22 protein-coding genes are annotated in these 24,144 nt (G+C 76.1%); 5 read left to right on the top strand and 17 right to left on the bottom strand.

Annotated elements, in window-relative coordinates:
• Nucleotides 1-16: 16 nt before the first annotated feature.
• Nucleotides 17-1,642: a peptide ABC transporter substrate-binding protein gene (locus tag AS188_RS04480; protein WP_058857845.1), complete on the bottom strand. Its 1,626-nt coding sequence runs from the start codon at nt 1,640-1,642 to the stop codon at nt 17-19.
• Nucleotides 1,643-1,970: 328 nt separating this feature from the next.
• Complete coding sequence (locus AS188_RS04475) at nt 1,971-2,483, bottom strand: hypothetical protein (RefSeq protein WP_147050328.1); 513 nt, start codon at nt 2,481-2,483, stop codon at nt 1,971-1,973.
• 220 nt (nt 2,484-2,703) lie between these two features.
• Between AS188_RS04475 and AS188_RS04470 the strand changes: the two genes are divergently transcribed.
• Entirely contained in the window at nt 2,704-3,210 is a 507-nt protein-coding gene (locus tag AS188_RS04470; RefSeq protein ID WP_373865612.1) for a MarR family winged helix-turn-helix transcriptional regulator, read from the top strand.
• On the opposite strand, the gene AS188_RS04465 is transcribed toward AS188_RS04470, so the two are convergent.
• From AS188_RS04465 to AS188_RS04435, 7 genes are all read right to left on the bottom strand, one after another.
• Nucleotides 3,207-4,163, bottom strand: a complete 957-nt coding sequence (locus AS188_RS04465) for an electron transfer flavoprotein subunit alpha/FixB family protein (RefSeq protein WP_058857842.1) — start codon at nt 4,161-4,163, stop codon at nt 3,207-3,209. The two genes, AS188_RS04470 and AS188_RS04465, sit on opposite strands and share 4 nt — an antisense overlap.
• Before the next feature lie 61 nt (nt 4,164-4,224).
• Complete coding sequence (locus AS188_RS04460; protein ID WP_236945051.1) at nt 4,225-5,049, bottom strand: electron transfer flavoprotein subunit beta/FixA family protein; 825 nt, start codon at nt 5,047-5,049, stop codon at nt 4,225-4,227.
• Nucleotides 5,046-5,918 (bottom strand): HpcH/HpaI aldolase/citrate lyase family protein, encoded by an 873-nt coding sequence (locus tag AS188_RS04455; RefSeq protein WP_058859723.1) that lies wholly within the window; start codon nt 5,916-5,918, stop codon nt 5,046-5,048. The genes AS188_RS04460 and AS188_RS04455 overlap by 4 nt, the downstream gene beginning before the upstream one ends.
• A 50-nt stretch (nt 5,919-5,968) precedes the next feature.
• Entirely contained in the window at nt 5,969-6,457 is a 489-nt protein-coding gene (locus AS188_RS04450; RefSeq protein WP_058857841.1) for a MaoC family dehydratase, read from the bottom strand.
• An 11-nt stretch (nt 6,458-6,468) separates the two neighbouring features.
• Nucleotides 6,469-7,629: an acyl-CoA dehydrogenase family protein gene (locus AS188_RS04445; RefSeq protein WP_058857840.1), complete on the bottom strand. Its 1,161-nt coding sequence runs from the start codon at nt 7,627-7,629 to the stop codon at nt 6,469-6,471.
• Between the two features lie 3 nt (nt 7,630-7,632).
• On the bottom strand, nt 7,633-9,732 hold the full coding sequence (locus AS188_RS04440; RefSeq protein WP_083529245.1) for an ATP-binding protein: 2,100 nt from the start codon (nt 9,730-9,732) through the stop codon (nt 7,633-7,635).
• Between the two features lie 4 nt (nt 9,733-9,736).
• The gene (locus tag AS188_RS04435; RefSeq protein WP_058857839.1) at nt 9,737-11,344 is read right to left on the bottom strand and encodes a carboxyl transferase domain-containing protein; all 1,608 of its coding nucleotides are present in this window, start codon (nt 11,342-11,344) and stop codon (nt 9,737-9,739) included.
• A gap of 121 nt (nt 11,345-11,465) precedes the next feature.
• Between AS188_RS04435 and AS188_RS04430 the strand changes: the two genes are divergently transcribed.
• Together AS188_RS04430 and AS188_RS04425 are read left to right on the top strand one after the other, a co-directional pair.
• The gene (locus AS188_RS04430) at nt 11,466-12,188 is read left to right on the top strand and encodes a TetR/AcrR family transcriptional regulator (protein WP_236945050.1); all 723 of its coding nucleotides are present in this window, start codon (nt 11,466-11,468) and stop codon (nt 12,186-12,188) included.
• A complete protein-coding gene (locus tag AS188_RS04425; protein WP_058857838.1) occupies nt 12,185-13,381 on the top strand; it encodes an acyl-CoA dehydrogenase family protein in 1,197 nt (398 codons plus the stop codon). Before AS188_RS04430 ends, AS188_RS04425 begins: the two co-directional genes overlap by 4 nt.
• Before the next feature lie 46 nt (nt 13,382-13,427).
• Here the strand turns inward: AS188_RS04425 and AS188_RS04420 are convergent, their stop codons facing one another.
• Nucleotides 13,428-14,327: a hypothetical protein gene (locus AS188_RS04420; protein WP_058857837.1), complete on the bottom strand. Its 900-nt coding sequence runs from the start codon at nt 14,325-14,327 to the stop codon at nt 13,428-13,430.
• 246 nt (nt 14,328-14,573) lie between these two features.
• On the opposite strand from AS188_RS04420, the gene AS188_RS04415 reads away from it, so the two are divergent.
• Nucleotides 14,574-15,248 (top strand): SDR family NAD(P)-dependent oxidoreductase, encoded by a 675-nt coding sequence (locus AS188_RS04415; RefSeq protein ID WP_058857836.1) that lies wholly within the window; start codon nt 14,574-14,576, stop codon nt 15,246-15,248.
• Between the two features lie 19 nt (nt 15,249-15,267).
• Here the strand turns inward: AS188_RS04415 and AS188_RS04410 are convergent, their stop codons facing one another.
• The 7 genes from AS188_RS04410 to AS188_RS04380 all read right to left on the bottom strand — a co-directional run bounded on the left by AS188_RS04410 (nt 15,268) and on the right by AS188_RS04380 (nt 22,713).
• The gene (locus AS188_RS04410; protein WP_058857835.1) at nt 15,268-15,840 is read right to left on the bottom strand and encodes a hemerythrin domain-containing protein; all 573 of its coding nucleotides are present in this window, start codon (nt 15,838-15,840) and stop codon (nt 15,268-15,270) included.
• A gap of 116 nt (nt 15,841-15,956) precedes the next feature.
• Nucleotides 15,957-17,261, bottom strand: coding sequence for an MFS transporter (locus AS188_RS04405; RefSeq protein ID WP_058857834.1), 1,305 nt, complete (start codon nt 17,259-17,261; stop codon nt 15,957-15,959).
• A gap of 44 nt (nt 17,262-17,305) precedes the next feature.
• The gene (locus AS188_RS04400; protein ID WP_058857833.1) at nt 17,306-18,838 is read right to left on the bottom strand and encodes a molybdopterin-dependent oxidoreductase; all 1,533 of its coding nucleotides are present in this window, start codon (nt 18,836-18,838) and stop codon (nt 17,306-17,308) included.
• 13 nt (nt 18,839-18,851) lie between these two features.
• Nucleotides 18,852-19,862: an ArsA family ATPase gene (locus AS188_RS04395; RefSeq protein ID WP_058857832.1), complete on the bottom strand. Its 1,011-nt coding sequence runs from the start codon at nt 19,860-19,862 to the stop codon at nt 18,852-18,854.
• Nucleotides 19,853-20,128 (bottom strand): cory-CC-star protein, encoded by a 276-nt coding sequence (locus tag AS188_RS04390; protein WP_058857831.1) that lies wholly within the window; start codon nt 20,126-20,128, stop codon nt 19,853-19,855. Before AS188_RS04390 ends, AS188_RS04395 begins: the two co-directional genes overlap by 10 nt.
• Nucleotides 20,129-20,140: 12 nt before the next feature.
• A complete protein-coding gene (locus AS188_RS04385; protein WP_058857830.1) occupies nt 20,141-21,847 on the bottom strand; it encodes a carbon starvation CstA family protein in 1,707 nt (568 codons plus the stop codon).
• A gap of 68 nt (nt 21,848-21,915) precedes the next feature.
• The gene (locus AS188_RS04380; protein ID WP_058857829.1) at nt 21,916-22,713 is read right to left on the bottom strand and encodes a VOC family protein; all 798 of its coding nucleotides are present in this window, start codon (nt 22,711-22,713) and stop codon (nt 21,916-21,918) included.
• Nucleotides 22,714-22,941: 228 nt separating this feature from the next.
• On the opposite strand from AS188_RS04380, the gene AS188_RS04375 reads away from it, so the two are divergent.
• Nucleotides 22,942-24,096, top strand: coding sequence for a YkvI family membrane protein (locus AS188_RS04375; protein ID WP_058857828.1), 1,155 nt, complete (start codon nt 22,942-22,944; stop codon nt 24,094-24,096).
• The last annotated feature ends 48 nt before the right edge of the window (nt 24,097-24,144 follow it).

Raw genomic sequence — 24,144 nt, 5'->3', positions numbered from 1 at the left:
GGGCCTCGGGGCCGGGTCACTCCGAGCCGACGACGACGTCCTCGACCTCGACGCGGCCGAAGCTGTTGACGTGGACGTCGCTGACGTTCTCCGAGTGCGCGTACTGGACGAGCCCGTAGAACAGCGGGGCGGCCGGCATGTCGGCCAGGAGCACGTCCTCGGCCTCCTGGTAGGCCTGGATCGCGGCGTCGACCGAGTCGGCGGCGTTGCCCTCCTGCAGCTTCGCGTCGAACTCCTCGTTCGAGTAGAAGGTCACGTTCGACCCGGCCGGCGGCAGGGCCGCGGTGGAGTAGGTCGGGCCGAGCATGTTCTCCATGACCGGGTAGTCCATGATCCAGCCGGAGCGGAACGGGCCGGTCATGCCCTTCTCGTCCTGCTTGGGCAGGTACTCGGCGAACTGGAGGTCGCCGCGCAGCTGGTACTCGACCCCGAGGTTCTCCCGCAGCTGGTTGCCCACCGCCTGCATCCACTCCTCGTGCCCGGCCCCGGCGTTGAACCACAGGTCCACGGGCTCGGACCTGTCGAAGCCGGCCTCCTCGAGCAGGCGGTTGGCCTCCTCGACGTTCAGCTCGCAGGCGTCGCAGGCGTCCTCGCGGTGGCCGTCGATCACGGGCGAGACGAAGGACGCGGCCGGGGTCCGGGAGCCCTGGAAGATCGCGTCGGTGATCGCCTGCCGGTCGATCGCCATGGAGAACGCCCGGCGGACCTGCGGGTCGGCGAAGCGCTCGTCGTAGGTCGGGAAGCCCAGCGAGGTGATGTCCCCGCGCGGGGTGGTCTTGAACCGCTCGCCGAACTGGTCCTCGGCGGAGGCGATGGCGTCCGGCGGGATCTGGCCGACCACGTCGAGGGAGCCGGCCTGCAGGTCGTTGTAGGCGGTGTTGATCTCGGTGTAGACGCGGAACTCGACGCCCGCGGCCTTCGCCGGCTCCTCGCCGCCGAACTCCTCGTAGCGGGTCAGGGTGATGCCCTGGCCCTCCTGGAAGGCCTCGTCGGCCTTGAAGGGCCCGTTGCCGATCGGCTGCTCGCCGAAGCCCTCGGGGTCGTCGAAGAACGCCTGGGGCATCGGGAAGAACGCCGTGTAGCCGAGGGTCGTGGGGAACTGCGCGTAGGGCTCGGTGAGGGTCACCCGGAACGTGGTGTCGTCGACGACCTCGAGCCCGGACATCTCCGTCCCGGCGGGCTCCTTCCCCTCCTCGGCCTGCAGGTCCTCGTAGCCCTCGACGTTGGCGAAGAAGTAGGAGTTGCCCTGGGCGTTCGTGCTGTTGGCAACGTAGTTCCAGGTGTCGACGTAGCTCTGCGCGGTCACCGGGGTGCCGTCGTGGAAGGTCCAGCCGTCCTTGAGCGTGACCGTCCACGTCTTCTGGTCCTCGGACTCCACGGACTCCGCGACGCCGGTGTAGACGGCCTCGTTGGTCTCGCGGTCGTACTCGACGAGACCGGTCCACAGCGCGTCGACGACCTGGCCGCCCTCGGTCTCGGTGGTGTTGCCGGGGACCAGCGGGTTCTCGGGCTCGCCGATGTACGCGCTGAAGGTGCCGCCGCCGCCGTCGGCGCCGGCCTCGCCGCCGCCACCGCCGCAGGCGGTGAGCAGCAGCGTTCCGGTCATGAGCACTGCCGCACCCGCGGCCCGCTTCGTCCTCATCGTTTCCTCCATGGATCGGTACGGGCCCGGCGCGTCCGCGCGGTGGCGCGGACCCGGCCGGGCGAGGTCGGGGTGGGGTGGCCGCGGACAGGCTGGCCGAACGGGGGTCCCACGGGCTCCGGGGAGGTCGGCGGGGGTGCCGCCCTCCGGGCCTGATCAGGACCCTAGGCCGCATGAGACCTGGGTCACAGCCGACACGCCGAAGTTGTCAGGACTGTAGGTCTCGGATACCTCCCGGCCCCCTCCGCCTCCTCCCGCGGGCACGCGCAACGCCCCCGTCCGCGGGGCGGACGGGGGCGTTGCGGAGGCAGGTCCGGGCCGGGCGGGGTCAGACGACGGCGGCCAGGCCGCCGGCGGCACCGGCCGCGCCGGTGTCCTCGCAGGCCCGCTCCGGGGCGGCGAGGACCGCGCCGACCTCGCCGGTCTCGAGGGAGGCGGCCCGGGCGATGTCCTCGACGGGCAGGCCCTGGCGGGCGGCCCGGTGCAGCTCGGCGTGGAGCCGGCACACGGCCTGGTCCAGGGACCAGCGGGCCGTCTCGAGCTCGCTGTCCACGGGCTCGACGTCGAGGCCCACGCCGATCTCGGCGCCGCCCCAGGCGGCCTCCTCGCGGGTCCGGTCCAGCGCCCACTCGGCGGACTCGACCTCGCCGGCGGCGGCCAGGATGCGCCGTTCGAGCTCGGCACGCAGGAAGCGGGGGTCGGCGACGACGGCGCCCCCCTCCTCCGGCGCCTCGGCCGGCTCGTCGATCAGGTCGTGGAGGTCGGACAGGAGCGGGGACGGGGCGGGATCGTCCGCCCAGAACACCGGCTGCTCGTCTCGCGGGGACACTGCACTGCTCATGGTCGAACCTTCCTCTGCTGTCCGGCCCGGCCCACGGAGGGGCCGCGCCGGATCGGGGACGGGGCGTGGCCACCATGCAAGCCGAGAACCGCTAGAAAGTCTAGTTATCAGCCGCGGTGGCGGTACGATCGGTGCGTGCCGGGGGAACCCGGTCCGCGCCGGTCGCCGCCGACGTCCCACCAGTCCACCACCGAACAGCCCACGACGCCAGGAGATGACGGTGAACTCTGAGCCAACGCGGAGCTCCTCCGGATACTGGTACGGCGGCGCGGAGGAGCGGCGCGCCGCGGTGCGCGTGCTGGAGGCCTTGCGCGACTACCGCAGCGCGGAGTCGGCCATGCGCCGGCGCACCCGGACCTCGATGGGCATGGGCGAGACCGACCTCCTGGCCCTGCGCCACCTGCTGGAGGCCCAGCGCGCCGGCCGGCTCGTGCGCCCGGGGGAGCTCGCCCAGCGGCTGGGCATCTCCTCCGCCTCGGTCACGACCCTGCTGGACCGGCTCACCCGCAGCGGGCACCTGCGCCGGGAGCCGCACCCCACCGACCGGCGGGCCCTCGTCGTGCGCGCCACGGAGGGCTCCGACGACGAGGTCCGCGCGAGCCTCGACGCCATGCACGCCCGGCTGCTCGACGCCGCGCTGGGGCTGGACGCGCAGCAGGCCGAGACGGTGATCGGCTTCCTGCACGCGGCCCGGGACGCGGTGGACACCGTCGACGGCCAGGACTAGGAGCGCAGCCGCCGCAGGTGGGCGGCGGCCTGGGGCAGCACCGTCCGCAGGTCGCCCACCACGCCGAGGTCGGCGATCTCGAACACGGGCGCCTGGGGGTCCTTGTTCACGGCGACGACCACCTTCGCGGTCTGCATCCCGGCCCGCTGCTGGAGCGCCCCGGAGATCCCGCACGAGACGTAGAGCTGCGGGGAGACGGTGAGACCGGTCTGCCCGATCTGCGCCTCGGGGCCGATCCAGCCGGCGTCCACGGCGGCCCGGGAGGCGCCGATCGCCGCGCCCAGGACGTCGGCGAGCTCCTCCAGGGGGCCGAAGTCCCCGCCCGTGCCCCGCCCGCCGGCCACGACCACCCGGGCCTCCGCCGGGGAGGGCCGCCCGGTGGGGGGCAGGGGGTCGCGGCCGACGATCCGGGCGGCGGGGGCCCCGTCGGTGAGCTCGTGCCGGCGGAGCGCGGGCCGGCCCGCGGGCTCCCCCGCCGGCGGGGCGGGGTCGGGCAGCTCGACCGCGTGGGGCCGCACGGTCGCCACGAGCACGCCGCCGCGGGCCCGGCACCGGGTGGTCCAGCCGCCGGCGAGCACCTGCTTCGTGGCCGTGAGCTGCGCGTCGAGGGCCACGACGTCCGTCACGACCCCGGCCTCCAGCCGCACGCCCAGGCGGGCGGCGACGTCCGTGGCCTCGGGGGTCGCGCTCAGCAGCACCGCGTCCGCGGCGCACGCGCGGGCGGCGGCCTCGGTCAGGGCGGTGAGCGGGGTGGTGAGCCGGTCGTCCGGCTCCCCGGCGGGGACGTGGACGGCGGCCGTGCCGTGCGCGGCCAGCGCGTCCAGCAGCTCCTGTCCCGGCGCGCCGGGGACGACGGCGTGGGTCCCGCCGAGGCCGCCGGCGAGCACGAGCAGCTCCCGGTCGGCCCGGCGCAGCCGCTGCGTGCCGCCGAGCACCACGAGGGTCGTGGTCATCGTCGTCCTCCTCCTGCCCGGGCTCCCCGGGCGGTCGTGGGGTCCGGTCCGGCGGCGCCGGTCAGACGAGTCTCTCGGCGAGCAGGAACTCCGCCAGGCGGATCCCGCCCTCGCCGTCGTCGTGGATCACCCGCCCCGCGGTGCGCGGGGGCCGGGCCTCGGCGCCGAGGACCTCCGTGCGCGAGCCGACGGTGCCCACCTGTTCCGGGCCCAGACCGAGGTCCGCGGCGGACCAGGTGCGCACGGGCTTCTTCTTCGCCGCCAGGATCGCCTTGAAGCTCGGGTAGCGGGGGGTGCTGCTCCGGTCGGTCACGGCGACGAGGGCGGGCAGCGGCGCCTCGACCCGCAGGGACTCGGTCGCGGTCGCGTGCACGGCCGTGAGCGCGGCGGCGTCGTCGTCGAGGGACAGCGCGGTGGCGAAGCCGACGTGGGCGAGGCCGAGCCGCTCGGCGAGCTGGCCGGGCACGAGCGAGGTCTCGCCGTCGGTCGAGGCCATGCCGGTGAGCACGAGGTCCACGGGCCGGCCCTCCTCCTCGGCGGTCCGGCGCACGGCGGCGGCCAGGACGAGGGCCGTGGCCCAGGCGTCGGAGCCGGCGAGCGCGTCGTCGAGCACGTGGACGGCGGCGTCGGCGCCCAGCTGCAGGGCGCGCTTGAGCGCGTCCGCGGCGGGGGCCGGGCCCATGGTCAGGGCGAGCACGCGGTGGCCGGCGGCGGTCCCGCCGCGGGCCTCGACGAGCTGCAGGGCGGCCTCGAGGGCGTACTCGTCGAGCTCGCAGAGGATCCCGGTCCCGCGCTGCAGGCGGGGCGGGTCGCCGGCGAGGACGCGCTCCTGCGCGGCGTCGGGGACGTGCTTGACGGGGACGACGATCGTCAGGGGCCGGTTCACGGTGCTCCTCCGGGCGGTGGCGGGTGGTGCGGGGAACGGGGCGGGGGCCGCTCGCCGGCCCGGCGCAGCAGGCGCTCGGCGTGGCGCAGCAGGGGCTCGTCGACCATCCGCCCGCGGAAGGCGAAGACCCCGGCCGCGCCGCGGGCGGCCTCGAGCAGCTCCCGGGCGGCGGCGAGCTCCTCCGGGCCGGGGCGGTAGGCCTCCCGGACCGTGGCCACCTGCCCGGGGTGGACGCAGGCGGTGGCGGCGAAGCCGGAGGCCGCGGCGTCGCGGGCCTCCGCGCGCAGCCCGTCGAGGTCGTCGAGGGCCAGGTGCACGGCGTCGATCGCGGGCTTGCCGGCCGCGCCGGCGGCCAGCAGCACGGCGGAGCGGGCGTGCCGGGCGACGTCCCGGTAGGTGCCGTCGCGGTGCCGGGAGGAGCTGCCGCCGAGGGAGGCCACGAGGTCCTCCGCGCCCCACATGAGGGCGACGACGTTGGGGGCGCGGGCGATCTCCGCGGCGTTGACGACCCCCTCGGCGGTCTCGCACAGGGCGACCACCCGCTCCAGGCCCAGCTCGGCGGCGACGGCCAGCCGTTCGGCGGAGGCGGCCTTGGGCAGCATCACGGTGGTGTAGGCGGTGTGCCGCAGGGCCACGAGGTCGTGGGCGAAGTCCTCGGTGTCCTCGGCGCTGATCCGCACGACCGTGCGGGCGGGGTCCAGCGGGGTGGCCACGAGGGCCGCGCGGGCGGCGGGCCGGTCCGGTCCGGCCACGGCGTCCTCGAGGTCGAGGACCACGGTGTCGGCGCGCGCGGCGGCCTTGGCGTAGCGGTCGGGGCGGTCGGCCGGGCAGAACAGCAGGGCCGGGCCGAGGGCGGTCGCGTCGGTCACGGGCGTCTCCTCCGGTTCGGGTGTCGCGGCGGGCGGGGGCGGGGACCGGGTCACGGCGGGGCGGCGGCGCGGGTCCACACGAGCACCGACCGGGTGCACTCGGCGACCACCGTGCCGTCCTGGTCGCGCCCGGTGTGGCGCAGGCGGACGATCCCCTGCCCGGGCCGGGAGGCGGACGGGCGCGCGGCGAGGACCTCGGAGGAGGAGTAGAGGGTGTCGCCGTGGTGCAGCGGGGCGGGGAAGCGCACCTCCTCGAGGCCGAGGTTGGCCACGATGGTGCCCTGGGTCAGCTGCGCCACGGAGGCCCCCACCAGGGTGGAGAGGGTGAGCATGGAGTTCACCAGCCGCTGCCCGAAGGGCTGGCGGGCGGCCCAGGCGGCGTCCAGGTGCAGGGACTGGGTGTTCATGGTCATGGTCGTGAACAGGACGTTGTCCGCCTCGGTCAGGGTCCGGCCCGGGGCGTGCTCGTAGACGGTGCCGATCTCGAACTCCTCGAACCACAGGCCCCGCTGCCGGACCACCCTGCGCTGCTCGCCCATCCCGCTCCTCCTCACAGTCCCAGCTCGCGGGCGACGAGCATCAGCTGCACCTCGGTGGTGCCCTCGCCGACCTCGAGGATCTTCGAGTCGCGGTAGTGGCGGGCCACCCGGGACTCGTTGACGAACCCGTAGCCGCCGAAGACCTGGGTGGCGTCCCGGGCGTTGTCCATCGCGGCCTCCCCGGCCACGAGCTTGGCGATCGCGGCCTGGGTCTTGAACGGCCGTCCGGCCAGCAGCCGGGACGCGGCGTCGTAGTAGGCCAGCCGGGCGGTGTGCGCGCGGGCCTGCATGCGGGCGATCCTGAAGGCGACCGCCTGGTGCTCCCCGATCGGCCGGCCGAAGGTGCGGCGCTCCTGCGCGTAGCGCACCGACTCCTCGACGCAGCCCTGGGCGGCGCCGGTGGCCAGGGCCGCGATGGCGATGCGGCCCTCGTCGAGGATCGACAGGAAGTTGGCGTAGCCGCGGCCCTCCTCCCCCAGCAGGTTGCCCTCGGGCACGCGGGCGTCCTGGAAGGACAGCGGGTGGGTGTCGGAGGCGTTCCAGCCGACCTTGTCGTAGGCCGCCCCGACCTCGAAGCCCGGGGTGCCGGCGGGGACGACGATCGTGGAGATCTCCTTGCGCTCCCGCCCGCCGGCGTCCGTGCCGGTGCCGGTCACGGCGGTGACGGTGACCAGGCTGGTGATCTCCGTGCCGGAGTTGGTGATGAACTCCTTGGCGCCGTCGAGCACCCACTGCCCGTCCTCCCGCCGCGCCGTGGTGCGGGTGCCGCCGGCGTCGGAACCGGCCCCGGGCTCGGTGAGCCCGAAGCCCGCCAGGGCGCGCCCGGCCACGAGGTCGGGCAGCCAGCGCTGCTTCTGCTCCTCGGTGCCGAAGCGGTGGATCGGCATCGCGCCGAGGGAGACGGCGGCCTCGAGGGTGATGGCCACGGACTGGTCCACGCGGGCGATCTGCTCCAGGGCCAGGCACAGGGCGAGCAGGTCCCCGCCCATCCCGCCGTGCTCCTCGGGGAAGGGCAGGCCGAACAGGCCCATCTCCCCCATCTGCGCCACGATGTCGTAGGGGAACTCGTGGGCCGCGTCGTGGCGCGCGGAGACCGGGGCGATCACCTCGTCGGCGAACGCGCGGACGGTGTCGGAGAGGTCCTGGTGCTCCTCGTCGAGCTCGACGTTCACGGCTCACGCTCCTGGTCGGTCGGGTCGGGCCGGCGGGGCGCCCGCGGGCGCGGCGGCGGGATCGGGCGGGTCGTCGGGGACCACGCGGGCGAGCAGCTGGTGCAGGCGCACCCGCTCGCCGGGGCGCACCGAGACCTCGGCGGTGCCGGCGGTGGGGGCGGTGAGGCGGTGCTCCATCTTCATCGCCTCGACGACGACGACGGTCTGCCCCTCGGCCACCCGCTCGCCCGGGGCGACCGGGACGGCGACCACCGTTCCGGGCATGGGGGCGTGCAGCTCCGGGGCGGCCGGTCCGGCGGCCCGGTCGAGGGCCGCGAGGGAGCGCTCGAGCAGCTGCTCGCGGGAGAGCACGCTCAGCGCGAAGGCCGCCCCCTCGGCCCCGACCCACACGCGGTCCCCGCCGGGGGTCGCGGCCAGGTGCACGACCCGGCTCCGCCCGTGCGCCTCGAGCAGGTGCGCGGACGGGCGGCCGGGCAGCGGGCTCAGGCGCACGCCGTCGTCGACGGCCGTCCGCCGCGGCGGACCCAGGCCGTGGGCGAGGTGGACCGCGGGCCGGGCGCGGCCGGTGGGCCGCCACCCGTCGGGGCGCCCCCAGGGTCCGGGGTCCCCGGCCGGGCGGGGGTCGGGGGGCCGCCGGGCCGCGGCGAAGGCGGCCGCGGCGGCCCAGTGCTCCTCGTCCGGGACCGGCAGCGCGAGTCCCGGCAGGCGCCGCTCCACGAGGGTCGTGTCCAGCGCCCCGGCGCGCACGGCGGGCTCGGCCAGCAGCGCGCGCAGGTAGGCGGTGTTGGTCCCGACCCCCAGGACCACGGTCGAGGCCAGGGCGGCGTCGAGCCGGTCGAGGGCCTGGGCCCGGTCGGCGCCCCGGGCGATCACCTTGGCGAGCATCGGGTCGTAGTCCGGGCCGACGACCAGGCCCTCGGCGAGCGCGGAGTCCACGCGGACCCCGGGCCCCGACGCCTCCTCGAGGGCCAGGACGGTCCCGGCGGTGGGCAGGAAGCCGGAGGCGGGGTCCTCGGCGTAGACGCGGGCCTCGACGGCGTGGCCCGTGAGGACCACGTCCTCCTGGGCGAGGGCCAGGGGCTGCCCGGCGGCCGCGCGCAGCTGCTGCTCGACGAGGTCGACGCCGGTGACGGCCTCGGTCACGGGGTGCTCGACCTGCAGGCGGGTGTTCATCTCCATGAAGAAGAACTGCTCCGGCGCGGCGGCGGGGACGAGGAACTCCACGGTCCCGGCCCCGGTGTAGCCCACCGAGCGGGCCACCCGGCAGGCCGCCTCCCCCATCCGCGCGCGGGCGGCCGCGTCCAGCAGCGGCGAGGGCGCCTCCTCGATGATCTTCTGGTGGCGCCGCTGCAGGGAGCACTCGCGCTCCCCGAGGTGGATCACCGCCCCGTGGGCGTCGGCGAGGACCTGGACCTCGATGTGGCGGGGGGCCTCGACGAGCTGCTCGAGCAGCAGGGTGTCGTCGCCGAAGGCCGCGGCGGCGACCCGCCGGGCGGCGGCGAGGGCCTCGGGCAGCTCCCCGGGGGTGCGGGCGACGTGCATGCCCTTGCCCCCACCGCCGGCCGAGGGCTTCACGAGCAGCGGGAACTCCAGCGCGGCGGCGGCGGCCACGAGGGCGGCGTCGTCCAGGCCCGGCTCGGCGACCCCGCCGATCACGGGCACCCCGGAGGCGGCCACGCGGGTCTTGGCCCGGATCTTGTCGCCCATGACCTCCATGGCCTCGGGCCCGGGGCCGACCAGGACGATCCCCGCCGCCGCGCAGGCCCGGGCCAGGGCGGGGTTCTCGGCGAGGAAGCCGTAGCCGGGGTGCACGGCGTCGGCGCCCGTGGCCAGGGCTGCCTCGACGACCGCCTCGACGCGCAGGTAGCTGTGCGCCGGGGCGGCCGGGCCCAGGCACACGGAGAGGTCCGCCTCGCGCACGTGCACGGCGTCCCGGTCGGCCTCGCTGTGCACGGCGACCGAGCGGATCCCCAGGGCGCGCAGGGTGCGGAGGATGCGCCGGGCGATCTCCCCGCGGTTGGCCACGAGGACGACGCCGAACGGGCGCGGCCCGGTTCCGGCGCGCGGGCCGGCGGGGCGCTCGGGGACGGGGGCGGCGGTCACGGGCTCACATCCTGAACAGGCCGAAGGAGGGCTCGGGCAGCGGGGTGCGGGAGCAGACCTCGAGGGCCAGCCCGAGCACCTCGCGGGTGTCGGCGGGGGCGATCACGCCGTCGTCCCACAGCCGGGCGGTGGCGTACCAGGGGTTGCCCTGGGCCTCGTACTGCGCGCGGATCGGGGCCATGAACGCCTCGCGCCCGGCCGGGTCCCACTCCTGCCCGCGGGCGGCCAGCCGGTCGGCCCGCACGGTGGCCAGCACCGAGGCGGCCTGGGCCCCGCCCATCACGGAGATCCGCGCCTGGGGCCACAGGAACAGGAAGCGCGGGGAGAAGGCGCGCCCGCACATGGAGTAGTTGCCGGCGCCGAAGGAGCCGCCGATCACCACGGTCAGCTTGGGCACGCGGGTGGTGGCCACGGCGGTGACCATCTTGGCCCCGTGCTTGGCGATCCCGCCGGCCTCGTAGTCGCGGCCCACCATGAACCCGGTGATGTTCTGCAGGAACAGCAGCGGGATCCCGCGCTGGTCGCACAGCTGCACGAAGTGGGCGCCCTTCAGCGCCGACTCGGCGAAGAGCACCCCGTTGTTGGCCACGATCCCCACCGGGTGCCCGTGCAGCCGGGCGAAGCCGGTGACCAGGGTGGTGCCGTACCCGGCCTTGAACTCGCCGAAGCGGGAGCCGTCGACGAGCCGGGCGATCACCTCGCGCACGTCGTAGCCGGTGTTGGGGTCCACCGGGACCGCCCCGGGCAGCTGCTCCTCGGCCACCGCGGGGGCCTCGGGCGCCGTCACCGGCCAGGCACGGGGGGCGGGCTGGGGCAGGGTCGCGACGACGTCGCGGAGGATCTGCAGGGCGTGCTCGTCGTTCTCCGCGAGGTGGTCGACCACCCCGGAGGTGTGGGCGTGCAGCTCCCCGCCGCCGAGCTCCTCGGCGGTGACCTCCTCCCCGGTCGCGGCCCGCACGAGGGGCGGGCCGCCCAGGAAGACGGTGCCCTGGTGGCGGACGATCACGGTCTCGTCGCTCATCGCCGGGACGTAGGCGCCGCCGGCGGTGCACGAGCCGAGCACCGCGGCGAGCTGCGGGATCCCCGCGGCCGAGAGCCTGGCCTGGTGGTAGAAGATCCGCCCGAAGTGCTCGCGGTCCGGGAAGACCTCGTCCTGCAGGGGCAGGTACGCCCCGCCGGAGTCCACGAGGTAGACGCACGGCAGACGGTTCTCGAGGGCGATCTCCTGGGCCCGCAGGTGCTTCTTGACGGTCATCGGGTAGTAGGTCCCGCCCTTGACCGTGGCGTCGTTGCACACGACCATCGCCTGCCGCCCGTGGACCAGGCCGATCCCGGCGATCAGGCCGGCGGCGGGGCACTCGTCCTCGTACATCCCCTCGGCGGCCAGCGCGCCGATCTCCAGGAAGGGGCTGCCGGCGTCCAGCAGCCGGTCCACGCGCTCGCGCGGGAGCAGCTTGCCGCGGGCGGTGTGCCGCTCGCGGGAGGCCTCCGGGCCGCCGCGCGCCACCCGCTCCAGGCGCCGGCCCAGCTCCGCGGCCAGCTCCGCCTGCGCGGCGGCGTTGGCGCGGAAGGCCGCCGCCTCCGGCTCCACCGCGGTGCCCAGCACCTGCATCCGGGCCTCCGCCCCGGGCGGCCGGCCGCCCTTCCGGTGAGTGGTCGTTCACTGGATTTCCAAGTTAGTGGTGATTAACTAAACTGTCCAGCAGTTCCCCGTTCCCGCAGGAGGAGGTCCCGTGCCGACCCCGACCGACACCCCTCCGGCACCCCCCGGGCCGGTGCCCCGGGACGCTGCTCCGGCCACCGGGCGGGAGCGGGCGAAGGCCCGGCGCCGGGCGGAGCTGCTGCGGGCGGCGGCCGCCCTGTTCGCCGAGCGCGGCTTCGCGGGGGTCTCCATCGACGACGTCGGGGCGGCGGCCGGGGTCAGCGGTCCCGCCGTCTACCGGCACTTCCCGTCCAAGCAGGCCCTGCTGGGCGCCGTCCTGCTGGAGGTCAGCACCGACCTGCTCGAGCGCGCCCGCGCGGTGGCCGCCGCCACGGCCGACCCCGCCGCGCGGCTGGCGGCGCTGGTGGCCTTCCAGGTCGACTTCGCCCTGGAGCACCCGGCCGTGATCGTGGTGCAGGACCGCGAGCTGCCCCACCTCGCCGAGGAGGACCGCCGCACCGTGCGCGCCCTCCAGCGCGGCTACGTGACGCTGTGGGTCGACGCGCTGCGCGAGCTCGCCCCCGGGCGCGACCCCGCCGACCTCACCCTGCGCGCCCAGGCGGTCTTCGGGCTGATCAACTCGACCCCGCACTCCCTGCGCGCCGCGCGCCGGCTGCGCGCCCCGCAGGACGCCGGGAGCACCGGCGCCGCCCGCGCCGCGCTCGAGGAGATGGCCCGCGCCGCCCTGCGCACCGCCCTGGCGCCGGGCCCCGGCCCGTTCCCGGCCCCGACCGCCCCAGGAGGCACCCCGTGAGCACCGACCCCCGCCCCGCGCCGCCCTTCGACCTCGGGTCCTCGGCCTTCTACGAGGAGGAGCACGAGGAGTTCCGGGGGGTCGCCCGGGAGTTCGTCGCCCGCGAGGTCGCCCCGCACTGCGCCGGGTGGGACGCCGCGCACCTGATGCCGCGCACCCTGTGGACCGCCGCCGGCGCGGCCGGGCTGCTCGGGCTCGCGGTCCCCGAGGAGCACGAGGGCCTGGGCCTGACCGACTACCGGTTCCGGGCGGTGCTCGACGAGGAGCTCGTGCGCGCCGGCGCCCTGGGCGCGGCCCTGGCCTTCCACCTCGCCGACGACTGGGTGCTGCCCCACCTGCTGGCCGACGCCACCGAGGAGCAGCGGCGGCGGTGGCTGCCGCGCGTGCTCACCGGCGAGCTGGTGACCTCCGTGGCCTGGACGGAGCCCGGGGCCGGGTCCGACCTGCGCGGGGTGCGCACCCGGGCGGTGCGCGAGGGCGGGGACTGGGTGCTCGACGGCCAGAAGACGTTCATCGGCAACGGCATCAGCGGCGACGCCGCCCTGGTGCTCGCGCGCACGGACGGGCGCACCGACCGCGCCGGGGAGGACTCCTTCAGCCTGTTCCTCGTGCACAAGGAGGGCTCGCCCGGGTACACGACCGGCCGGCCGCTCGAGAAGATGGGCCTGCGCGCCTCGGACACCGCCGAGCTGTTCTTCGACGGGGTCCGCGTGCCCGGCGGCGACCTCGTGGGCGCCGAGGGCGGGGGGCTGCGGCAGATCCGGCGGCTGCTCCCGCAGGGGCGGCTGGCGATCGCCGTGGCCTCCGCCGTCGTCGCCCGCGAGACCCTCGAGGGCACCCTGCGCTACACGCGGGAGCGCACCGCCTTCGGCGAGCGCGTGGCCGACTTCCAGCACTCCCGCTTCGAGCTCGCCGAGCTGGCGACCCAGGTGGAGGTCACCGAGGCCTACGTGCGGCGGGCCGTGGCCGCGTTCAACGCCGGGGCCCTCGACCTCGCCGGGGCGTCGAAGGCGAAGTACTGGGCCAGCGAGCGCGCCAAGGAGGTCACGGACCGGTGCCTGCAGCTGCACGGCGGCTACGGCTACATCCTCGACCAGCCGGTCGCGCAGTCCTTCCTCGCCGCGCGGCTGCTGACGCTCTTCGGCGGAACCTCGGAGATCCTGCGCGAGACGATCGGCCGCGACCTGGTCTGAGCCGGCACGCGCCCCGGGCCCCGGCACGAGCCCCGGGTGCGGCGGCTCAGGCGCGGAACGAGGCGATCATCGCCTGCACCTGCCGGTGCTCCTCCGAGGCGGTGTACGCCTCGGCCTCCTGCAGCGTGGCGACGTCGTGGACGGAGCTGAGGACGACGGTGCGGTAGGTGATGCCGTTGACGGCGACCACGCCGGTCTCGACGAGCCCGAGGCCGTACATGACGTGCGGCAGCATCGTGGCCGGCGGCGGGACCTCGGCGTCGGTCAGGGAGGTCGTCAGCCGCACCGGCCCCTGCCAGCCGTAGAGGGTGCGCAGCTCCGGCTCCGCCCCGAGGTCCATCGCCACGGAGCGCACCACGAACTCCCCGCTGCGCGAGAGCGGCGCGCCCCCGGGCACGTCCCCGAGATGGACGACCGGCGGGGCCGGGCAGCCGGGGCTGCACTCGGCGCCCCAGGCCACGAGGACGCTGAGGTGGGCCACCGGGGCCCCGTCCTCGCCCAGGACGGTCACGGTGCCGCCCACGTCCGTGAACTCCCCCTGCACCGTCCACGCGGCGGGCATCTCCAGCGCGAAGGCCGCGTCCGCGGCGGTGCCCGACCAGGTCTTCAGCGCCGGTGCGGCCGTAGGGGCCTCGCCCGGTCCCGCCGGACCTGGAACCCCGGGCGCCGGGCCGGCGGGGGCGGAGGGGTGCTGCGAGGGGGCCGCCGTGGGCGCGGGAGCCGCCGTGGGCGCGGGGGCCGGCGGGGCTCCCCCGGTGGGGGAGGCGGTGGTGGACTCCTGCGCCGCAGGCTCGTCCCGCGGCGGCGCGGACGGGGACGGTGCCGTGGCCGTCGCGGCGGGTCCCGTCCCCTCCCCGGACGGGCCTCCCTCCCCCGGTCCGGCGCACGAGCTCACGAGCAGGCAGGCGGCGGCGAGCGCCAGGGCGGGGCGGGACGTGGTGGACATGGGGTGCGCTCCCTGCCCGGGACCCGTGCGGCGCGCGGGCGCGCTCCGGCCACGGTCCCGACGCACCGCAATCTACGCAGGCGCGCCCGCCCCGGCAACGGCCGCCGCGGCACCGGCCCCGTGCTGCGCCCGCCGCGGCCGGCCCGGGCGTCGGCGCAGGTCGGCGGCGCCCTCTTGTCGCGCTCCGCCCGTTCCCGGAGCATGGTCGCAACGGCTCCGCCCCGGGGCCGCGACGGGAGGACGGCCATGGACCTGGACGGCGCGAGGATCCTCGTGGTGGGGGCCACCGGTGTGCTCGGGCGGCGGCTGTGCGAGCGGCTCGCGGCGCGCACCCGGGAGATCGTGGTGACGGGCCGCTCGGCGGCGGCCGCCGAGGACGTGCGCCGGGAGCTGGGGCTGCGCGCCGCCCACGCCCTGGACCTCGTGGACCACGACGCCGTCGCGGAGGTGGTGCGCCGGGCCGCCGAGGAGCTGGGCGGGCTGGACGCGGTGGTGATCGCCACCGGCGCCGCGGCCTTCGGCCCCGCCGCCGAGGAGGACGGGGCGGTCGTGGAGGAGCTCTTCGAGGTCAACGCCCTGGGGCCCATGGCCCTGGTCCGGGCTGCCCTGCCGCACCTGTCCGACGGCGGGGCCGTGGCGGTGCTGACCGGCGTGGTCGCGGAGCTGCCGCTGGCGGGGATGGCCGCCTACGCCGCGTCCAAGGCCGCGATGGCCTCGTGGCTCGGGTCGCTGCGGCGGGAGCTGCGGCGGCGGCGGATCGCGGTGGTCGACGCCCGCCTGCCCCACATGGACACCGGGCTCGTCGACCGCGCCCTCGCCGGGCTGCCGCCGCGGCTGCCTCCGGGCCACGACGTCGACGACGCCCTGGCCGCCCTCGAGCGCGGCCTGGAGCGCGGGGTGCACGAGGTCCGGGTCGGCTGACCCGGACCCCGCCGCCGGCTCAGCCGGTCCGCCGGCCGGTGAGCTTGTCGAGCAGCCGGTCGACCATGCCCACGCCCGGGCCTACCGTCTTGTGGAACAGCTCGGCGTGCGGGGCGTGCGGGTGCGGCCGGGTGGGCGCCAGCTTCTTGGCGTGCTCGACCTTCCGCCCGAGCTCCACGAGGGTGTCGGCCGGGATGTGGGCGCGCAGCGCGGGGAACTGGTCGCTCTCCTCGTCGTCGGCGTGGTGGCTCAGTTGTCCCCGGAACGTGCGGACGAGCTCGAGGAAGGCGGGGTCGGCGGCGTCGACGGCCTCGAGCTTCTTCATCAGCTCGACGAGCTCCTGGTGCTCCTCCTTGTCGTGCTCGACCTCCTCGGAGCCGTTGGGCAGGTGCTGCTCCATCACGGGGTAGACGTGCATCTCCTCGGCCACGGAGTGGCGCATCACCTCGGCGATCACGGTGTCCAGGAGGTCCCGTCGCTCGCCGGGGTCGGAGGCGGCCTCGACGCGCCCGAGCAGCTCGAGCATGTCGCGGTGGTCCGCGGCCAGGATGTCGACGACGTCCTGGCCGCCGCCGGCGGTGTTCTCGGTCATGGTGGGTCCTTCCGTCGGTCCTGCTCCCGGCGGGAGCCCGCGGGAGCCGCCCGGCCCCGCACGTCCTCGTGCCGGGGCCGGCGCACACTTCGGCAGTGTGCTGAGCACCTCCGACTCTAGGCGGGCCGCGCGCTCCCGGCCAGGGGTGCCGGCCGGTCGCGCAGTGAGCCCGCGACCAGCACGGCGCCGAGCGCGAAGACGGGCACGACGGCGAGCGCCCAGCGCAGCCCCACCGCGTCGGAGAGCGCGCCGACCGCCGGGGAGAGGCCGAGGAAGCTGATCCGCATCATCCAGCTCACCAGCGCCAGGCCCGTGCCCGGCCGGAACCCGGGCAGGTGGTCGGCGGCGTGGAAGGCCGCCGGGACGAGGGTGGCGCAGCCGAAGCCGGCGAGCGCGAAGCCGGCGACGGCGACGGCCGGGACGGGGGCGAGCACGACCAGCAGCATCCCGGCGGCGCTCAGGCCTGCGCCGGCCCGGGCCACGGGGGCCCGGCCCCAGCGGTCGGTCATGGGGTCCCCGAGCATCCGCCCCACGAACTGGGCGGCCATCATCGCCACGAGCCCGAGGCCGGCGGCGGCCGGCGGGGTGGCGAGCTGGGTCGTGAGGTAGACGGCCGACCAGTTGGCGCCGACGTCCTCGACCATCACCCCGGCCATGGCCACGGCCGCGACGGGCAGCAGCAGGGCCGCGCGTCCCCGGCCGCCGCGGCCGGCCGGTGCGGCGCCGGCCCCGGCGGGCGCGGCGGGCGCGGCACCGGGATCCTCGGGACCGGCGGCGGCGCGGGTGTCGGCGGGCGAGGCCGTCGTCGTCCGCAGCCTGGTGCCGTCCTCGGGCCCGAGCGCGCAGCGCAGGGCCGTGAGGGCCACGGCGCTCCACAGCAGGCCGCTCAGGCCCAGGTGCCAGGCGATGGGCAGGCCGAGGGCCAGCGCGGCGGTGCCCATGAGCCCGCCGGCCACGGCCCCGAGGCTCCACAGCGCGTGCAGGGAGTTGATGATCGACCGGCCCCGGGCCCGCTGGACGTCCATGCCCTGGGCGTTCTGGGCGGTGTCGACGTGGGCGTCGAGCATCCCGGCGAGCAGCATCGCGAGCACGAACACCGCGAGGCCGGCGGTCGTGCCCGCCCCCGGGCCCGCGCCGAGGCCGGCGGCGGCCAGGCACGCCGAGAGCACGACCGTCCCGAGGGCGGCGAGCCGGCCCGAGCCGATGCGCCGGACCGCCCGTCCGGGCAGGGCGCCCACGAGGATCGCCCCGAGCGGGAACGCCACGACGGCCAGGCCGTAGAGGGTGTTGGAGAGCCCGAAGGCGTCCTTGACCTCGGGCAGCCGGGGCAGGAGGTTGGCGTAGAGGGCCCCGTTGGTGAGGAAGAACGCCGAGACGGCGAGACGGGCGCGGCGGATCCGGGCGGGGTCGAGAGCGGTCACCCGGCCGACTCTACGGGGCGGGCGCGGAGCGCACCGCCCCGGGTTCAGGCGACGGTGAAGCCGCGCTCGTGCCACCCGGAGGCGCCGTCCGGGGCGGGCGGGGCCTGCTCGCCGGTCTGCACGGTGCCGTCCGCGTCGACGGCCCGGACCCGGGCGGTGTGCGCCCCGGGGCCCAGTTCGGTGCGCAGCGCCCACTGCCGCCAGGTGTCCGCGGAGGGCACCGCGCCCAGTTCCGCCTCCCGCCAGGGGCCGCCGTCCACGCTGACCTGGACGGCGGCGATCCCGGTGTGCTGGGCCCACGCGGTGCCGGCGAGCACGACCGTCCCGGCGGCCACGGTGGCCCGCTGCCGGGGGACCTCGATCCGCGAGGCGGTCTTGACCGGGCCCCGCGCCGACCAGCCGCGCACGGTCCAGTACGCCTCGGCGCGGTCGAAGCGGGTGACCTCCAGGTCCACGACCCACTTGGTCGCCGAGACGTAGCCGTAGAGCCCCGGCACGACCATGCGCACGGGGTAGCCGTGCTCGAAGGGCAGCGGCTGCCCGTTCATGCTCACCGCGAGCAGCGCGTCCCGGTCCGGATCGGTCAGGGCCCCCAGCGGGGTGCCGGCCGTGAAGCCGTCCGCGGAGGTGGACAGGACCATGTCCGCCTCGGCGGCGACGCCGGCCTCCGCCAGCAGCTCCCGCAGCGGCACCCCGGTCCACACGGCGTTGCCGGCCAGGTCCCCGCCCACGGGGTTGGACACGCACGCCAGGGTCACGGCCCGCTCGAGCAGCGGCCGGGCCGTGAGCTGGTCGAAGTCCAGGTCGAGCTCGCGCTCGACGAGCCCGTGGATCCGCAGCCGCCAGGTCCCCACGTCGATGCGCGGCACGGCCAGGGCGGTGTCGATGCGGTAGAACTGCCCGGACGGGGTCAGCCACGGCTCGGCGCCCGCCACGCCCAGGTCCGTCCCGGGCGGGATCCGCTCGCGCAGGGCGGGGGCGGGCAGGCGCAGCAGCTCGCGGGCGGCCGGTGCCCGGGCGGCCACGGAGCCGGCCCACCGGCCGGCGGCCCCGGCGGCCGTGCCCAGCACCGCGGCGGCGACGGCCAGGGTGAGCACGTCGCGCCGCCCGGCACCGGCGGGGCCGTCCGGGGCCGGTGCCGCGGCGCGCGTCAGCAGGGTCAGCACCGCCACCCCGGCGGCGGTGCCGGCGACGACGGGCACCGCGTCGACCGCCCCCGCCCCGGCCCGCGAGAGCACCGCGAGCAGCCCGAGCAGCCCCAGCACCGCGAGCAGGACCGCGCCCATGGGCCGGTTCGCCCGCTGGGCCGCCCCGATCCCGGCGCCCAGTCCCGCGAGCCCGGTCACCATGACGAGCAGCAGCACGAGCTTGTCGGCGGTGCCGAACAGGGCGATCGCGGCGTCCTTGACCGGGGCGGGCACGGCGTCGACGACCACCCCGCCCACCGCGGTCAGCGGGGCGCCCACGGGGCCGGTCACCCAGGCCAGCAGCTCGGCCGTGCCGACGGCGACCGCGGTCGCGCCGAGACCGAGCAGCCACCAGGGCGGCCGGCGTCCTCCTGCGGGCTCCGTGCTCATGGCCGGGAGGCTCTCACGGGGAGCTGGTGGCGCCCTGGGCGAGGGCCTCCCCGAAGCGCTCGAGCCCCTCCTCCCCCACGACCTCCCCGGGCAGCAGGGGCACCTCGAGCACCGGCAGGCCGGGCAGGGCGGCCCGCAGCCGCGCGAGCCAGCCGTCCTCGAGGGCCCGGCGGGCGGCGAGCAGCTCCCCCGCACCGGCCGGGGAGCGCTTGTTCACCACGAGCGCCCCGACGTGCACGCCGGCCCGGGCCAGCTGCCCGTGCAGCTCGACGGTCTCCAGCACGGGCAGCCGCTCGGCGGCCAGGACGATGACGAACGCGCAGCGCCGCCGGTCGGTGAGGACCTCCCGCAGCGCCTCGAAGCGCTCGCGGCGTCGCAGGAGGACCCGGCGGATCCCGAGGTCGCGCTCGCGCCGGGGGTCGCGCACGGCCCCCGTGCCCACGAGCTGCTCGGCCCCGGCGTCCGGGTCCTCGAGCGCGCGCCGGGCGGCGCCGAAGCCCTCGGCCCGGCCGCGGCGGCGCAGCAGGCCCTCCGTCCACGCGGACATGATTTCGGGCAGTGCCATGAGCCGGGCGGTGTGCCCGGAGGGGGCGGTGTCGAAGACGACGAGGTCGTACTCGCGCAGCCCGAGGTCCACGAGCTCGGCGATGCGCTCGAGCACGGCGGCCTCGTGGGTGCCCGGGGAGTCGCGGGCGAGCTCCATGTGCTTGGTGACCTCGCCGTGGAGGTGCTCGGGCATCAGCCGGCGGATCGTGGCCCCCACTGCGGCGAGGTGGGCGTCGGTGGTGGCCACGGGGTCGACCTCGATCCCGTCCAGGCCCGGGGCCAGGGCGGTGATGCGGTCGCCGACCTCCCGCTGCCACAGGTGGCCGAGGTTGTGCGCGGGGTCGGTGGAGACCACGAGCACCCGCTGCCCGGCCCGGGCCCGGGCGAGCGCGGTGGCGGAGGCGACGGCGGTCTTGCCGACCCCGCCCTTGCCGCCGACGAACAGGACGCGCCGGGTCGCGGCGAGCTCTAGCAGCATGAGACGTGTTCCAGGGGCGAGCGGTCCATGCCCATGCGCCGGTGCCAGTCGTGGAACCGGTCGTAGACCACGGGCAGCAGCTCGGCGGTGTAGTAGCCGGCGGGGTTGGGCACGCCGAGGGCCTCGGAGAGGACGAGCATCATGAACAGGTCCTCCTCGTCGCGCTCGGCGCGGGCGAAGGTGCGCCGGTAGGGCGCGACGTAGAACTCGTGCAGGCCCGCCCGGAGGCGGGCCCGCACGGTGCGCAGCCGCTCGAGGGCCGTCACGGGCTCACCGGCTCACAGGGAGCGGTTCTCCCCGGCCGTGGACGGCTGCGGCTGGTCGTCCCGGTCCTGCGGGTTCTTCCGCGCACTGGCCATCGCGCCGACGGCCTCGACGATCACCCACAGCGCGGCCACCAGGATGACGACGTCGAGCACCAGCAGCAGCCAGTTCTCGGCGGCCCAGAACTGGCCCAGCTGCACGACCAGCGCGTAGACGGACATCACGAGCACGAACACGAGCGGGACGAGCACGGGCAGCACGGGGCGGCCCTTGCGCATGAGCATCACCGCGACGACCGAGAGGGTCAGTCCGGCCAGCAGCTGGTTGGTGGTGCCGAACAGCGGCCAGATGAGCATGCCGCCGGAGCCGTCCGCGCCGGCGCCGAAGGTCAGCCCCAGCGCCACGACGAGCACGATCACGGTGGCGAGCGCCTTGTTGAGGTTCACGCCCATGAGGTGGGCGGCCTCCTGGACCACGAAGCGCTGCAGGCGCACGCCGGTGTCCATCGTGGTGGCGGCGAAGAGCACGGCCATGGTCGCGAGGATCGTGGCCGACAGCGACGGCGGGATGCCGAGCCCGGCGTTCATGATGCTGCCCCCGCCCTGGACGAACGCGGCGACCCCGCCCTGGTTGAACGCCGTGTAGACGGCCTCCCAGTCGGCGATCGTGCGGTAGCCGGCGGTGGTGGCGATGATCGCCCCCAGCGCGAGCAGGCCCTCGCCCACGGCCCCGAAGTAGCCGACGAAGCGGGCGTCGGTCTCCTTGTCCAGCTGCTTGGCGGAGGTGCCGGAGGAGACGATGCCGTGGAAGCCGGAGATCGCCCCGCACGCGATGGTCACGAACAGCAGCGGCACGAGGCTGGGGGTGCCCTCGGGCACGGCCTCGTTGTAGGCCGGGGCCACGACCGTGGGCGCGGACAGCAGCACCGAGCCGTAGAGCAGGCCCAGGCCGATGAACAGCTGCAGGCCGTTGATGTAGTCGCGCGGCTGCAGCAGCGCCCACACCGGCACCACGGAGGCCACGCCGGCGTAGAGGAAGAGCACCACGATCCAGAAGGCGTTGGCGGACAGGCCCAGGACCGTGTCCGGCAGCACCACGGGGAAGCGGTCGCCGAGGAGGATGAGGCTGTAGAGGGCCACGACGCCGACCACCGAGACCAGCGGCAGGCTCCACTTGAGGCGGTAGATCGCCTGGCCCACGAGAAGCGCCACGACGATCGCGCCCCAGGTGGGGATCACGGCGGTCGGGGTGGAGACCAGCAGGTTGGCGATCACCACGGCGAAGGCCGCGTTGACCATCAGCAGCAGCAGGAAGATCACCACGAGGAACAGGTTGCGGCCGCGGGCGCCGATGTAGCGCCCGGACAGCGAGCCGATGGAGCGGCCCTTGTTGCGCACCGACGCCCACAGGGCGCCGAGGTCGTGCATGCCGGCGAAGAAGATCGTGCCGATGGTGACCCAGAGGAAGGCGGGCAGCCAGCCCCAGATCACGGCGACGGCGGGGCCCACGATGGGCGCCGCGCCGGCCACGGAGGTGAAGTGGTGGCCCCACAGGACGTACTTGTTGGTGGGGACGTAGTCGACCCCGTCGCGCAGCTCGTGCGACGGGGTCTCGAAGTCGGGCTGCAGGCGGTAGATGCGGCGGGCCAGGAACTTCGAGTACAGGGCGTACCCGAGGATCATCATGGCCACGCCGACCACGGCGAGGACGACGGAGTTCATGTCGCTCCTGATCGGTCGGAGGGAGGGTGTGCTCTGCGGCCCATCCTAGCCGCGGGCCGTGATCCGTCTCACCGGCCCGCGGGGGCGCGCCCGTCCTCGGGGGCCGTCGGGGACATCACCGCGAACGACTCCCGGTCGGGGCCCGCGAGCACGGCCAGGCGCCCGTACTCGAAGGCCATCGGCTCCTCCATGACGGCGCCGCCGGCCTCGCGGGCGCGCGCGGCGGCGGCGTCGGCGTCCTCGACCGCGAAGCACACCGACCACACCGCTGGCGCGTCCCCCGCGGCGGGGTCCGTGCCGCCGATGCCGCCGCCCCACTGCTGCCCGCCGGGGACGGTGAAGGCCGCGTAGGGGGCGCCCGTCGTGGCGCGGTCGGTGTAGGCGTAGCCGAAGACCTGGGCGTAGAAGTCGCGGGCCCCGTCCGGGTCGGGGGTCGTGAGGTCGCACCACACCGGGGCCCCGGGGACGTCGACGGCGGTGAAGCCGATCAGCTCCCCGGCCTGCCACAGCCCGAAGGCGGCGCCGGTGGGGTCGCGCCAGAGCCCGGCCGTCCCGGCGCTCCCGCGCGGCGCCGGGGCCCGCAGCTGCTTCCCCCCGGCCGCCAGGACGCGCTCGGCGCAGGCCTCGATGCGGTCGCAGGCCAGGTGGACCTGCCAGACGGGCGCCCCGTCCGGCGCGGCGCCCGGGGCGAGCCCGGCGACGGGTGCGCCGTCCACGAGGGCGAGCACCCGGCCGCCGGGGTCCGGGGCGGTGTGCTCCCAGCCGAGGACGGCGCGGTAGAACTCCTGGGAGCGGGCAGGGTCCTGCACGGCGAGCTCCGCCCAGCAGGGCGTGCCGGCGGGCCAGGGGGCGTGGCGGACGGTCATGGCGGGCTCCTTCCGGACGCGCTCCACGCTACGCGCGCCCCCGCACCCCGGGAAGACGGCCCGGCCGCGGCGGGCCCCGGTGTTGCCGTTCCGTGTCCTGCCGCGCCGGGGTCGCCACCTGTTGACCACGTCACACCGTGGAAATACGCTCTCGATACGATTGATATATCAGTCTCGTCGGCCCGCCGCCCGTCGCGGAGCGGCCCTTCCGCGAAGGAAGACCCACCCATGGCACAGACCACCCCGACCCGCGCCCACCTCGACACCGCGGAGCGGGCGAGCCCCCTGCGCGTGCTGACCTACGCCGGTGCGATCGTCGCGTTCCTCATCGGCTCCGGCTTCGCGACCGGCCAGGAGATCCTCCAGTACTACGCCTCCTACGGCTACTGGGGCGTGTTCGGCACCGGCGCCCTGGTCCTCGTGCTGATGACCTACGTGGCCGTCGAGTTCTTCGTCGTCGGGCAGGCGCAGCGCTTCGAGAAGCCCTCGATGGTCTTCCGCTACTACTGCGGCAAGCATCTCGGCACGTTCTTCGACTTCTTCTCGGTCCTGTTCGTCTTCCTGAGCTTCACGGTCATGGTGGCCGGCGCGGGGGCCGTCTTCGAGGAGCACTACGGGCTGTCGAAGCACGTGGGCGGCATCGGCCTGGCCGCCGCCGTCGGGATCACGGTGTGGTTCGGGCTCAGGAGCCTGGTCGACGTCATCGGCAAGATCGGTCCGCTCATCGTGCTGATCGCCGTGGGGCTGGGCGTGCTGGGCATCGTCCGCAACCCCGGCGGGATCCGGGAGGGCAGCGCCCTGCTGCCCGACCTGGAGCTCACCCAGGCGGCCTCCAACTGGTTCATGTCCGGACTGTCCTACGTGGGCTTCTGCATGCTGTGGCTGGCCGCCTTCCTCACGGCGCTGGGGCGGACGGCGCGCAGCCGCCGGGAGGCGGCCTCCGGCGGGGCGCTGGGCGGGGTCGTCTTCTCGCTGGCCTGCGTGGTCGTGGGCCTGGGCCTGCTCGCGAACATCGAGCGGGTCAACGGCACCGAGATCCCCATGCTCGTCCTCGCCGGGGACGTGAGCCCCGCGCTGGCCGCCGGGATCTCCGTGATGATCCTGGCCGGGATCTACACCACGGCCATCCCGCTGCTGTGGACGGTGTCCTCGCGGTTCTTCGCCGACAGGACCCCGCGCTTCAAGGGGCTGACCCTCGCCCTCGCGGCGGTGGGCACCGTGATCGGGCTCGTGCTGCCGTTCTCCCAGATGGTCAACATCGTCTACGTGGTCAACGGCTACGTGGGGATCCTCATGCTCGTGCTGATGCTGGCAACCACCGGGCTGCGGCTGGCCGGGCGCCGGCCGCTGCGGGCGCCCGAGCCCGCCGGCCCCGGCCGCTGAGCACCGCCCGGGCGGCCCCCGGTGCCGCGCAGGCCCCGCCGGACCTCC

It is taken from the genome of Kocuria flava (assembly GCF_001482365.1).
In the GTDB taxonomy this organism is placed as follows: domain Bacteria; phylum Actinomycetota; class Actinomycetes; order Actinomycetales; family Micrococcaceae; genus Kocuria; species Kocuria flava.
This window is presented reverse-complemented; position numbering and strand designations above follow the sequence as displayed.

What these genes read in the sequence shown, in the direction of transcription:
- AS188_RS04395 (WP_058857832.1), bottom strand. Translation starts at nt 19,862, where the DNA reads ATGCTGCTAGAGCTCGCCGCGACCCGGCGCGTCCTGTTCGTCGGCGGC.
- AS188_RS04400 (WP_058857833.1), bottom strand. Translation starts at nt 18,838, where the DNA reads ATGAGCACGGAGCCCGCAGGAGGACGCCGGCCGCCCTGGTGGCTGCTC.
- AS188_RS04380 (WP_058857829.1), bottom strand. Translation starts at nt 22,713, where the DNA reads ATGACCGTCCGCCACGCCCCCTGGCCCGCCGGCACGCCCTGCTGGGCG.
- AS188_RS04410 (WP_058857835.1), bottom strand. Translation starts at nt 15,840, where the DNA reads ATGACCGAGAACACCGCCGGCGGCGGCCAGGACGTCGTCGACATCCTG.
- AS188_RS04385 (WP_058857830.1), bottom strand. Translation starts at nt 21,847, where the DNA reads ATGAACTCCGTCGTCCTCGCCGTGGTCGGCGTGGCCATGATGATCCTC.
- AS188_RS04465 (WP_058857842.1), bottom strand. Translation starts at nt 4,163, where the DNA reads ATGACCACGACCCTCGTGGTGCTCGGCGGCACGCAGCGGCTGCGCCGG.
- AS188_RS04480 (WP_058857845.1), bottom strand. Translation starts at nt 1,642, where the DNA reads ATGAGGACGAAGCGGGCCGCGGGTGCGGCAGTGCTCATGACCGGAACG.
- AS188_RS04475 (WP_147050328.1), bottom strand. Translation starts at nt 2,483, where the DNA reads ATGAGCAGTGCAGTGTCCCCGCGAGACGAGCAGCCGGTGTTCTGGGCG.
- AS188_RS04415 (WP_058857836.1), top strand. Translation starts at nt 14,574, where the DNA reads ATGGACCTGGACGGCGCGAGGATCCTCGTGGTGGGGGCCACCGGTGTG.
- AS188_RS04450 (WP_058857841.1), bottom strand. Translation starts at nt 6,457, where the DNA reads ATGGGCGAGCAGCGCAGGGTGGTCCGGCAGCGGGGCCTGTGGTTCGAG.
- AS188_RS04420 (WP_058857837.1), bottom strand. Translation starts at nt 14,327, where the DNA reads ATGTCCACCACGTCCCGCCCCGCCCTGGCGCTCGCCGCCGCCTGCCTG.
- AS188_RS04375 (WP_058857828.1), top strand. Translation starts at nt 22,942, where the DNA reads ATGGCACAGACCACCCCGACCCGCGCCCACCTCGACACCGCGGAGCGG.
- AS188_RS04435 (WP_058857839.1), bottom strand. Translation starts at nt 11,344, where the DNA reads ATGCAGGTGCTGGGCACCGCGGTGGAGCCGGAGGCGGCGGCCTTCCGC.